Annotated in this window: 10 protein-coding genes; 4 read left to right on the plus strand and 6 right to left on the minus strand. The window is 70.5% G+C overall.

All coding sequences use genetic code 11. The features are described 5' to 3' along the window. Positions 1-10: 10 nt before the first annotated feature. The 4 genes from OG504_RS11055 to OG504_RS11070 form a co-directional block, all read right to left on the minus strand. Entirely contained in the window at positions 11-703 is a 693-nt protein-coding gene (locus tag OG504_RS11055) for a response regulator (protein ID WP_405989640.1), read from the minus strand. Beyond that, positions 700-2,034 (minus strand): sensor histidine kinase, encoded by a 1,335-nt coding sequence (locus OG504_RS11060; protein WP_405989641.1) that lies wholly within the window; start codon positions 2,032-2,034, stop codon positions 700-702. The genes OG504_RS11055 and OG504_RS11060 overlap by 4 nt, the downstream gene beginning before the upstream one ends. A 91-nt stretch (positions 2,035-2,125) precedes the next feature. Continuing rightward, entirely contained in the window at positions 2,126-2,977 is an 852-nt protein-coding gene (locus tag OG504_RS11065; RefSeq protein WP_405989642.1) for an ABC transporter permease, read from the minus strand. Further along, the gene (locus OG504_RS11070; RefSeq protein ID WP_405989643.1) at positions 2,974-3,909 is read right to left on the minus strand and encodes an ABC transporter ATP-binding protein; all 936 of its coding nucleotides are present in this window, start codon (positions 3,907-3,909) and stop codon (positions 2,974-2,976) included. Before OG504_RS11070 ends, OG504_RS11065 begins: the two co-directional genes overlap by 4 nt. A 370-nt stretch (positions 3,910-4,279) precedes the next feature. Here OG504_RS11070 and OG504_RS11075 point away from each other — a divergent pair, with 370 nt between their 5' ends. After that, on the plus strand, positions 4,280-5,326 hold the full coding sequence (locus tag OG504_RS11075; RefSeq protein WP_405996301.1) for an arabinogalactan endo-beta-1,4-galactanase: 1,047 nt from the start codon (positions 4,280-4,282) through the stop codon (positions 5,324-5,326). 68 nt (positions 5,327-5,394) lie between these two features. Here the strand turns inward: OG504_RS11075 and OG504_RS11080 are convergent, their stop codons facing one another. Continuing rightward, entirely contained in the window at positions 5,395-6,408 is a 1,014-nt protein-coding gene (locus tag OG504_RS11080) for a glycoside hydrolase family 26 protein (protein ID WP_405989644.1), read from the minus strand. Positions 6,409-6,791: 383 nt separating this feature from the next. On the opposite strand from OG504_RS11080, the gene OG504_RS11085 reads away from it, so the two are divergent. Next, a complete protein-coding gene (locus tag OG504_RS11085; protein ID WP_405989645.1) occupies positions 6,792-7,496 on the plus strand; it encodes an alpha/beta fold hydrolase in 705 nt (234 codons plus the stop codon). A gap of 114 nt (positions 7,497-7,610) precedes the next feature. Beyond that, positions 7,611-8,594 (plus strand): phosphotriesterase, encoded by a 984-nt coding sequence (locus tag OG504_RS11090; protein WP_405989646.1) that lies wholly within the window; start codon positions 7,611-7,613, stop codon positions 8,592-8,594. A gap of 54 nt (positions 8,595-8,648) precedes the next feature. Here the strand turns inward: OG504_RS11090 and OG504_RS11095 are convergent, their stop codons facing one another. Next, positions 8,649-9,578, minus strand: a complete 930-nt coding sequence (locus tag OG504_RS11095; RefSeq protein WP_405989647.1) for an AraC family transcriptional regulator — start codon at positions 9,576-9,578, stop codon at positions 8,649-8,651. 159 nt (positions 9,579-9,737) lie between these two features. On the opposite strand from OG504_RS11095, the gene OG504_RS11100 reads away from it, so the two are divergent. Then, positions 9,738-11,054, plus strand: coding sequence for an amidohydrolase family protein (locus OG504_RS11100; RefSeq protein ID WP_405989648.1), 1,317 nt, complete (start codon positions 9,738-9,740; stop codon positions 11,052-11,054). Positions 11,055-11,091 lie beyond the last annotated feature (37 nt).

The following is an 11,091-nucleotide window of genomic DNA, read 5'->3' on the forward strand; positions in this document are numbered from 1 at the left end:
ACAACTCGGGCTACTGGTCGGGCGAGTTGGGGCGGGCGAGGCCGAGGTCGTAGGCCAGGATCACCGCCTGGATGCGGTCGCGGGCGCCGACCTTCGCGAGGACGCGGCCGACGTGGGTCTTCACCGTGGACTCGGAGAGGAAGAGGCGTTCGGCGATCTCGCCGTTGGTCCAGCCCTGGCCGATGGCGACGAGGATCTCGCGTTCTCGTTCGGTGAGGGGGCGGATGCGCGGGTCGTCCGTCGCGGGCGTCGCCGCGGGTCCCGCCGGTGAACTCTTCGGCAGGTGCTGGGCATAGGCGTCCAGCAGACGGCGGGTGAGCGCGGGGGCGATGACGGCGTCGCCGGAGGCCACCGCGCGGATGCCGGCGAGGAGTTCCTCGGGGTGGGCGTCCTTGAGGAGGAAGCCGCTGGCTCCCGCGCGCAGTGCCTCGTGGGCGTACTCGTCGAGGTCGAAGGTGGTCAGGATGAGGACGCGGGAGCGGTCGCCGGCCGCGACGACCCGGCGGGTGGCCTCGATGCCGTCCATGCCGGGCATGCGTACGTCCATCAGGATCACGTCGGGGCGCAGTTCGGCGGCCATGCGTACCGCCTCGCCGCCGTGCCCGGCCTCGCCGACCACCTCGGTGTCGGGGTTGGCCTCCAACAGCATCCGGAATCCCAGGCGTTGGAGGGGCTGGTCGTCCACGATGAGCACGGTCGTCATGCCGCTCCCCCGGTCCCGGTCCGGCTCTCGCTCGCGGTGAGCGGGGTGGGGTCGAGGGTGGCCCGTACCGTCCAGCCGCCGCCGGGGGCGGGGCCGGCGGTGACGGTGCCGTGGTAGAGGGCGGCGCGTTCTCTCATGCCGGCGAGTCCGTGTCCTTCGTCGTGGCTGGGTGCGGGTCCGGCGGTGGCTGTGCCGGGGCCGGTGTCGTGGCAGTCGATGCGCACCCGTGACTCCTCGACGTTCACCGCGAGTTCGACGCGGGTGTCGTGGCCCGCGTGCTTGAGAGCGTTGGTGAGGGCTTCCTGCACGATGCGGTACACGGTGAGTTGGACCCCGCGGTCGAGCGCGGCCGGGTCGCCACCGGTGCGGTACACGACCTGGGGACCGGCCGCGCGGATGCGGGCGCACAGGGCGTCGAGGTCGGTGATGCCCGGCTGCGGGCTGAGTTCGGGGGCGTCCGGTGTGGTGGTCTGGACGCGCAACACCCCCAGCATGCGGCGCAGTTCACCGAGTGCCTGGCGGCCGGTGTCGCCGATGAGGAGCAGGGCCTGCTTTCCTCGCTCGGGGGCGAGGTCGGTGGCGTAGGCGCCGCCGTCGGCGAGGGTGATGATGACGGAGAGGTTGTGGCCGATGATGTCGTGCATCTCCCGTGCCACGCGGGTGCGTTCGGTGGCGGCGGCGAGTTTGCTGCGCTGGTCGCGTTCGATCTCCAGGCGGGCCGCGCGGTCGCGCAGTACGGCGAGCTGGGCGCGCCGGATGCGGACGACGAGGCCGAGGGCGACGGCGGCGGTGATGGTGCTGAAGAGGACGAACAGCGCGTCCAGGATCGGAACTTGGGACGGCAGCCGGACGGCGAACAGCCCCAGGGCACAGGCGGTGACGGCGCAGGCGACCGGCAGCCGCCTCAACTGCCCGTGCAGGGCGAGGCTGTAGAGGGAGATCAGCAGGGCGACGTCGGCGCGCAGCCAGGCGCCCAGCCCGAGTTGGACGAAGAACACCGCGGCGATGACGGCGAAGGCGAGCGTCGGTCTGCGGCGCCGCCACAGCAGCGGCAGCACCAGTCCGGCCTGGAGGGCGATGGTCGCGGGCCAGGGCAGATGGATGAAGCTGTTGTCGAAGCCGCGCCGTCGGCCGTCGTCGTCGTTCACCAGGTCCGGCACGCAGAACATCACCGCGACCAGGACGATCAGGGCCGCGTCCAGCACCCACGGGTGCTTCCGGTCGCCCAGCTTGATCCGCCGGCCGAGCCGGGACAGCCCGCCGGCCAGGGGGTGACTCCACGGGAGGTCCGCCTCCGCGAAGGGCGCGGGGGCGGGGTCGTCGAGACTCATCGGTGTCACGTGTCCGGGTTCATGGAGGTCACCTGTCCATTGTGGGGGCCCTGCGCCTCGGGCGCGGGCGCAGGGCCCCGGGTGTCAGGCGTCAGGCGTCGGTGCGCACCAGCCGGTACGCCGCCCCGGCCAGCGCGAGGGCCGTCCAGCCGAGGAAGACCAGGAGTCCGGCGGTGGGTGACAGGGTCGTCGAGTCGTGGGTCAGGGCGAACATCGACCCGCCCGCGTTGCTCGGCAAGTAGGGGCTGATGTCGTCCTGCCAGGAGCTGGGCAGCAGCGAGATCAGGCCCGGGACCAGCATGAACGTGGCGACGAGGACCGAGATGCCGCCGGCGACCGAGCGCAGCAGGGCGCCCAGCGCGGTGCCGATCACGCCGACCAGGCCGAGGTAGAGCGCGGCGCCGAGCAGGCTCCGTACGACTCCGGAGTGGGAGAACGTGAGGGCGGCGGGGGTGCCGGAGACGATGCCGCTCACGATCGGGAACGCGACGAAGACTCCGACGAGGGAGATCCCGAACGCGACCACCCCGAACACGAGGGCCTTCGACCACAGCACCGGCAGGCGGCGCGGGACGGCGGCGAGCGTGGAGCGGATCATGCCGGTCGAGTACTCGCCGGCGGTGACCAGGACGCCCAGCACACCGAGCGCGAGCTGCGCGAAGTTCGTGCCGAAGAGGGAGATGTCGAGCGCGGTGTCGTTCGCGTCGTCCCCCCGCATGTGGCCGGAGCCGTAGGACGACTTGTAGTGCGCGGCGGCGATCAGGCCGAACGCGATCAGGAACAGCAGGCCGAGGCCCAGGGTGATCCAAGTGGAGCGCAGGGACCACAACTTGGCCCACTCGGAGCGCAGCACCCGACGCCCGGTGACCTTGTACGGCGGGCGGGCCGGTTTCGCCGGTGCGGGTGCGGGTGCGGCGCTGTCGGTCGCGGTGACGGTGCTCACGCGGCCCTCCCGGAGGTCTCGACGGTGGTGGAGCCGTGGTATTCGACGGCGTCCCGGGTCAGGTCCATGAACGCCTGCTCCAACGAGACGGTGCGCGCGCTGAGTTCGAAGAGCGGGATGCCGTGCTCGGCGGCCTTGAGGCCGATGGCCCGCGCGGTCAGCCCGGTGACGTGCAGTTCCTCGGAGCCGACCTCGCCGCTGATCTCGACACCGGGACCGGCGAGGACCTCGCGGAGCCTGGCGGGCTGCTCGGAGGCGACGGTGACGGTGTCGCCGCCCGCGTGCCGGACCAGGTCCTGCACGGTGGTGTCGGCCAGCAGCCGTCCCCGTCCGACGACGATCAAGTGGTCTGCGACCAGGGCCATTTCACTCATCAGGTGCGAGGAGACGAAGACGGTACGACCGTCCGCGGCGAGCCCGGTCAGCAGGTTGCGGATCCACAACACACCTTCGGGATCAAGGCCGTTGACGGGTTCGTCGAGCATGACGGTCGCCGGGTCACCGAGCAACGCGGCGGCGATGCCCAGCCGTTGGCCCATACCGAGGGAGAAGGCCCCGGCCCGCTTCTTGGCCACGCTCTGCAGTCCGGTCAGTTCGATGACCTCGTCGACCCGGCGGCGCGGGATGCCGTGCGTGTAGGCCTGCGCCATCAGGTGGTCGAACGCGGAGCGACCCGGGTGGATCGACTTGGCCTCGAGGAGTGCGCCGACCTCCTGGAGCGGCGCGCTGTGCTCGGCGTAGGGCTTGCCGTTGACCGTGACGGTGCCGCCGGTGGGCGCGTCCAGGCCGACGATCATGCGCATCGTGGTGGATTTTCCCGCGCCGTTGGGGCCCAGGAAGCCGGTGACGGTGCCGGGCCGGACGACGAAGTCCAGCCGGTCGACCGCCGTCTTCTCCCCGTACCGCTTGGTCAGTTGGTGTGCCTCGATCATCGGTTTCCCTCGCGCTCACGTGCCGCCGCCCCCACTGGGCCTTCCCACCGGCAAAGCTAGGAGGGCGGGGGGCTCGAAACCGTCGTACCGGGGGGTCATTGAGGGCGCGGGCGTAGTACCCCGGTACCACTGCGTGCACCGTGTTGTGTACGTTCCCACCTCCTACGCACACACATCACGCCCACCAACTGCGGGAAATAGAACCGACACACATATTTACAGCGCTTGTTACCTCTCTTACTGTGAACGTTCTCAGACCCACCCGCATGCGCATGTCAGTCGACCCAAGGAGGTCGGGATCCACGTGAGAAGCCCGGGCCGCATAGTCAAAGTCGCCTTGCTCCTGGCCGCAGTCGCCCTGCCGGCGGCGATGATCACCCCCACGGACGCCGCCGCGGCGAACTCGCTCACCATGCTCGGCGCCGACGTCTCGTCCGCGCAGCGCGCGATCGACCTCGGCGCCAAGTACTACGACTCCAGTGGGGTCGCCAAGGACCCGCTCGACATCCTGAAGGGCGCCGGCGTCAACTACGTCCGCCTGCGGATCTGGAACAACCCCGCCAGCGGCTACAACAACAAGGCGAAGGTGCTGGCGTACGCGAAGCAGGTCAAGGCCAAGGGCCTCAAGCTGCTGATCGACTTCCACTACTCGGACACCTGGGCCGACCCGGGCAAGCAGTACAAGCCGGCGGCCTGGTCGAGCCACGGCATCAGCGCGCTGCAGACCGACGTCTACAACTACACCTACGACGTCTGCAACAGCCTCAAGTCCCAGGGCACCACCCCGGACAGCGTGCAGATCGGCAACGAGATCAACGTCGGCATGCTGTGGGACGACGGCAAGGTCGTCAACAACAACTTCACCAACCTCGGCCTGCTGCTGAAGTCGGGCTACAACGCGACCAAGGCGTGCAACAGTTCCACCCAGGTGATCATCCACACGGCCGACGCGGACAGCGACTCCAACGCCCGCTGGTTCTACGACGGCATCAAGGCGCAGGGCGTCAACTGGGACATCACCGGGCTGAGTTACTACTGCATGTGGCACGGCACGCTGGCCAACATGGGCAGCGTCGTCTCGGACATGAAGTCGCGCTACGGCAAGGACGTCATCATCGCGGAGACGGCCTACCCGTTCACCTCGTCCGACGCGGACAGTACGGCGAACTCGGTGACTTCGGGCTGCTCGGGCTATCCGCTCACCTGGGCGGGCCAGGGCGCGGAGTTCACCGCCGTGCAGAACACGGCCCGCAGTGCGGGTGCGATCGGCGTCTTCTACTGGGAGCCGACCTGGTACGCGGTCACCGGCAACGGCTGGGACCCGGCCAACATCTCGGGGAGCGGCGACGGTTGGGACAACATGGCCATCTTCAACTGGACCGGCCAGGTGAACCCGAACGTGAAGTGGACGCCGTAGGGCGGTAGTTGGGGGCGCTAGGCCCGAGGGGGGGGCGGAGGACGGCGGGTGCCGTTCTCCGCCCCCCCTCATGACTGACTGTCCGTCAAGGCGCGGTATACGGCCGAGGACTTGGGGTTGGTGCGGCAACGCCACACGCCGTGGGGACAGTAGTCGCTGATGGTCTGATAGAGCGGGCGCTGGGCAGCCATCCAGGTGAGCATGCCGCGCATGTAGGTGGGGTTGTCGCCGTTCTCGTACAGGCCCCACTCGGGGTAGGCGATGGGTTTGTGGTGGGCGCGGGCGAAGTCGACCTGCGCCAACAGCCCGTACGGCTCCGTCAGTTGCCGGGAGAAGGGCAGTCCCTGGGGAGCGTCGTACGCGTCCATGCCGATGACGTCGACGTAGTCGTCGCCCGGGTAGCAGTCGGTCCAGGGGATCGCGTCACGGCCGCGGTTGGGGGTGAAGTCGAAGCGCAAGTGCTGCCCGGGGACGGATCGCATCGCGGCGACGATGCGCGTCCAGTAGCGCTTCCAGGAAGCGGGGTCGGGCGCGCAGCGGTGGGTGTAGGTGGTGCCGTTCATCTCCCAGCCGAGGACGATCTCGGTGTCGGGCACACCGAGTTGGACGAGACGGTCGGCGAGGGCGCGGAAGTGGTCGTCGTAACGTCCGTCCGCTCCGTCCCGCAGCTCGGTACGGACCACGCTGTCGGGGAGGTGGGCCTCGTTGCGGTCCAGCATCGGCACGTTGAGGACGAGGAGGCGGTCCTGCTCCTCCCGACGCCAGTCGGCCCACAGGGCGAGGTCGTCGGAGGCGCCCTCGATGTCGCTCCAGTTGTCGCCGGGCAGATACGCGTGCCCCACCCGAGGCTCCGGCCGACCGAGCCAGGCCCCGAACCCGGCTACGCGGCGGACGGCGTCGGCGCCGTAACCGACGTAGGCGCCGTAGGCCGTCGGCGGGCCGGATGACTGCGCCGGGGCGGATTGGGTGGGCGGGGACGGGGATTCGACACCGGGTACGCAGGCGGGCCCGGCCAGCAGGACCAGCGCGAGGGCGAGGGTGAACAGGGCCGACGGGGTGCGGCGCGTCCCGGGCGGGGGCACTGGGCGGGGCTCCTTCTTCGGGGTGCGGGGGCCGGGGGGGTGCGGGGGGATGTGGTGGGTGCAGGGGGGCAGGGGAAGCGGAGATGCGGGGGTTGCTCCGGCGCCCGAGCAACGTATCAGCGTGGGGCGGAAGATGAGGATGTAGCGCGCTATAGGGGACATGAGCGCCGGGTGTGGCGGAGAATGCCGCCGACGTTGGACCCGTCCAACGAGCTTCGTCAGCTGGCCGACCCTGAACCACGAGACCCGGAAGGGTACGAACCCGGGCGGCGTCACCCCAAAGCTCGAACAGCCGTTCGTTCACGCTCGACGCGCGCCCACGCGAAAGGACTGCGCGCCGACGCGAAAGACGGCAACCGTGTGCCCTTGGAAGAGTCGGCTCCATGACATCGGAATTGGTGAGGAACGTCGTACTCGTCCACGGCGGGTTCGTGGACGCCTCCGGATGGCGGGAAGTGCACCGGCTGCTGACGGACGACGGGTTCCGAGTGAGCGTCGTGCGGAATCCGACCCTGTCGCTCGCGGGCGATGTCGCGGTGACCGAGCGGGTGTTGGACGCGCTGGACGGGCCCGCGATCCTCGTCGGGCACTCGTACGGCGGGGTCGTCATCACAGAGGCCGGTAATCACGACCGGGTCGCCGGGCTCGTATACATCGCGGCGTTCGCGCCCGACAAGGGCGAGTCCGTCAACACGCTGATCGCCGACCCCGAGCCGGGCGCGCCGGTGCCGCCGGTCCTGCCGCCGGTCGACGGGTTCCTCTTCTTGGACCGGGCCGAGTTCCACGCGTCCTTCGCGGCCGATCTCCCGGTCGCCGAGGCCGAGTTCACGGCCGACGCGCAGGTGCCGTGGGGGCTCGACGCGCTCGGCGGCGCGATCGGCGAACCGGCCTGGCGGCACAAGCCGAGCTGGTACCTGGTGGCCACCGACGACCGGATGATCCCGCCTCCCGCGCAGCGGGCCATGGCCCGGCGGGCCGGCTGCACGGTCACCGGTACCGACGCCAGCCACTCCGTGTACGTGTCCCGCCCGGACGCCGTCGCCGACCTCATCAGGCAGGCCACGGCCGACGCCATGGACGCCGTCTGACACCCGCTGCACCCGACACCCGCTGTACCCGACCTCCACTCCCCCGCACCGCAACTCCCCATCCCCGGACGTCCGTTCACCACGTACGCGCCGGGCACGCATCGAAGGATCACCATGACCACCCCTCAAGTCACCCAGGTCCAGACCGTCCGCGGCCCCGTCCCCGTGACCGACCTCGGCACCGTCCTGATGCACGAACACGTCTTCGTCGTCAGCGAAGAACTCCGGCAGAGCCTCCCGGAGACCTGGGACGAGCAGGAACGCATCGCCGACGCCGTCTCCCGGCTGAAGGCCCTCGCCGCGACCGGTGTCTCCACGCTCGTCGACCCGACCGTCATCGGGCTCGGCCGCAATGTCGCCCGCGTGGCCCTGGTGAACGAGCAGGTGGACCTCAACATCGTTGCGGCGACGGGCATTTACACCCTGGCCGACATCCCCGACTTCTACCGGTACCACGGCCCGGGCACTCTGCTCGGCGGCCCCGAGGGCATGACCGACCTGTTCGTCCGTGAACTCACCGAGGGCATCGCGGACACCGGCATCCGGGCCGCGTTCCTGAAGTGCGCGATCGAGAACGAGCTCACCCCGGGTGTCGAGCGGGTGATGCGTGCCGTGGCGCAGGCCCATCTGCGTACCGGCGCTCCGATCACGGTGCACACAAGTGCCGCCGCCCGTACGGGACTTGTCGCGCAGGACATCCTGCGCAGCGAGGGCGTCGACCTCGGGGCCGTCGTCATCGGGCACAGCGGTGACACCGCCGACCTGGACTATCTGCACCAGCTCATCGACAACGGCTCGTACGTCGGCATGGACCGCTTCGGTCTCGACGTCCTGCTGCCCGAGGACCAGCGGGTGGCGACCGTCGCGGCCCTCGCGCGCGAGGGGTTCGCCGAGCGGATGGTCCTGTCGCACGACGCGTCCTGCCACATCGACTGGTTCCCGCCGGGCGTACGGGAGCAGATCGCCCCCAACTGGCACCACACCCACCTCCACGACGAGGTGCTCCCGGCCCTGCGCGCCGCCGGTGTCGGCGAGGCCCAGCTCACCACCATGCTGGTCGACAACCCGCGGCGGTACTTCACCCCGGCCGACTCCTAGCCGTCACGGCTCACTTGGTCAACTGCTGGCCATCGCGGCTCACTTGGCCGACTCCTAGCCGTTGCGCCTCGCTTCGCGCGGAGTCAGCCCGAACTCCGCGCGGAACGCGGTGGCGAAGGAGGCGTGGCTGCCGAAGCCACTGGCGTGGGCGATCTCCGCGATCGAGTACGTCGTCCAACTCGCGCTCCCCAGACGCGCACGGGCCACGTTCAGCCGTTCGCGGCGGATCAGGTCGCGGGAGGTGGTGCCCGCGGCCTGGAGCACCTGCTGGACGTAGCGCGCGGACCAGCCGAGCGCCCGCGCGATACCGACGACGTCCAGGTCACGGTCGCAGGCATGCTCGCGGACGTAGCGCCGGATCGCGGCCTCGACGCTCGCCCGCTGTCCGGTGGGCGCCGAGTCGACGCCGCCCTCCGCGGCCAGGCACACCAGGTCGAGGAGCCGGTCGCAGGCGATGTCGAAGGTCGTCTCGGAGAGGTGCTCGCGCTCCTCGTGCAGGGTTGTCGTCAACTGCCTTATGACACGGCCGAGTCCGCGGTCGCCGCCGAGCAGGTGCGGTCCGCCGGCGGCGAGCGCGCTGCGTGCGGAGAGGTGCTGCCCGGAGACGATCAGGGAGATGCTGCGGAGGTCGGCGCCGTGCGCGAACGTCAGGGGCCGGTCGATGTCGCACAGTGCCATGAGGCCGGGCCCGATCTCGCCGGAGGCCGCGCCCTGTTCGACCCAGCCCGATCCGGAGAGCGGGACCAGGAGTTCGTACGTGCCGCGGGGATCGGTACGGATGTGCCGGTTGTCCCGGTCCACGACTTCCTCGCCGCCGGAGCACAGGGCGAGGCTGTAGGTCTTCGACCGCTGCCACTCCAGATGGCCGGTCCACGGGGCACGGCGGTCCGGCACCTTGATCCGGCTCGCGCCGTGCAGGCCGGTGAAGACCTCGTCCCAGGCACTCGCGGAGGAGACGGTCAGAGCTTGGCTCCAGGAAGACACACCTCATCCTATCCACCCGAAACCGGCGATGCTCATGACAGCGGAGCGCCCCGTTTCCTCACTCCTGTGATCGAGTTCACGCCTCCGGGATCGAACTTTTGGACCGGTCCCGCATCTTGTTCTCGTTGACAGCACTCCCTCCGGAAGCGAGCTCCCCCCATGTCCGTGCCTCGTCGCTTTCTCGCCCCCGTGGTCCTGCCGGCCGACCCGTCCTGTTCCGTCCTGCGCGACGCCGTCGTCGACGTCGACGCGGACGGCCGCATCACCCACTGCGGCCCGGCGGCAACCGCTCCCCCGCTCCCGGCCGGCGTCCCCCTCACCTCGCTGTCCGGCATCCTCGCTCCCGGCCTGGTCAACACCCACGCGCACTCCCCGATGACCCTCCTGCGGGGACTCGGCGGCGACCTCCCGCTGGCGTCCTGGCTCCAGGACGCCGTCTGGCCCGCCGAGGCCCGCATGCGCCCCAGCGACGCCCGCGCGGGCATGCTGCTGGGATGCGTCGAGATGCTGCGCTACGGCGTGACGACCAGCGCCGAGATGTACGCGCACGCCGAGCAGGTGGCCGACGCGGCGCTCGAAGCCGGGAGCCGGGTCCTGATCGCGCCCGCCTACTTCGACCGGCCCGGCGACGACTGGCACACCGACCTCGCGGCCATCGGCAAGTGGATCGACACGGACGGCCTGCGCTTCGGGCCCGGTGAGCGCGTCGAGCTCTGCTACGGCCCGCACTCCGCCTACACCCTGCCGCCCGAGGCACTGCGCGCCACGGCTCAGGAGGCGGCGCAGCGCGGCGCCCTGGTGCACATCCATGTCGCGGAGACCCTCGCCGAGGACGTCACTCAGCGGGAGTTGCACGGTTCGGTGCCTCAACTGCTCCAGGAGACCGGACTGTTGGACGGGCGGCTGCTCGCGGCCCACTCCGTGCATCTCTCCGCCGACGACATCCGGCTGCTCGCCCAGGCGGGCGCCGGTGTGGCGCACTGCCCGGGCTCGAACGCCAAACTCGCCTCCGGTACGGCCGATCTGCACGCCCTGCGTGCCGCGTCCGTCGCCGTCGGTCTCGGCACCGACGGACCCGCGAGCAACGACGACCTCGACCTCTGGGAGGAGGCCCGCCTCGCGATGATGTTCTGCCGTCTCGCCACGGCCGACGCCATGGCGCTCACCGCCGCGGACGCCTTCCTGATGGCGACCTCGGCCGGTGCCGCGGCCCTGGGCCGGGCCGACATCGGTGCCCTCCGCGCGGGAAACTGGGCGGACATGATCCATCTCTCCGTGGACGGCCCGCACTTCGCCGCGGGCCTCGACGTCGAGGACGGCAGACTGCTCGCCAACCTGATGTGGGCGGCCGGATCCCGCGCGGTCCAGGACGTCTGGGTCGCGGGCGAGCCCGTCGTCGTGGACGGCGAGACGGTGAAGGTGGACCGTGTCGCCGCCCAGCACGCCGCCGCGGAGGCGGCCGCACGCATCGTGTGATCCGACCTCAGGCGTTTGGACCGTTCCTGTTCCCGCT

The organism is Streptomyces sp. NBC_00986 (assembly GCF_045162565.1).
Classification (GTDB): Bacteria; Actinomycetota; Actinomycetes; order Streptomycetales; family Streptomycetaceae; genus Streptomyces.

Excerpts from the sequence above, each read along its gene's own strand:
- OG504_RS11055 (WP_405989640.1), bottom strand. The coding sequence starts at position 703 with ATGACGACCGTGCTCATCGTGGACGACCAGCCCCTCCAACGCCTGGGA.
- OG504_RS11060 (WP_405989641.1), bottom strand. The coding sequence starts at position 2,034 with ATGAGTCTCGACGACCCCGCCCCCGCGCCCTTCGCGGAGGCGGACCTC.
- OG504_RS11070 (WP_405989643.1), bottom strand. The coding sequence starts at position 3,909 with ATGATCGAGGCACACCAACTGACCAAGCGGTACGGGGAGAAGACGGCG.
- OG504_RS11075 (WP_405996301.1), top strand. The coding sequence starts at position 4,280 with ATGATCACCCCCACGGACGCCGCCGCGGCGAACTCGCTCACCATGCTC.
- OG504_RS11085 (WP_405989645.1), top strand. The coding sequence starts at position 6,792 with ATGACATCGGAATTGGTGAGGAACGTCGTACTCGTCCACGGCGGGTTC.
- OG504_RS11090 (WP_405989646.1), top strand. The coding sequence starts at position 7,611 with ATGACCACCCCTCAAGTCACCCAGGTCCAGACCGTCCGCGGCCCCGTC.
- OG504_RS11100 (WP_405989648.1), top strand. The coding sequence starts at position 9,738 with ATGTCCGTGCCTCGTCGCTTTCTCGCCCCCGTGGTCCTGCCGGCCGAC.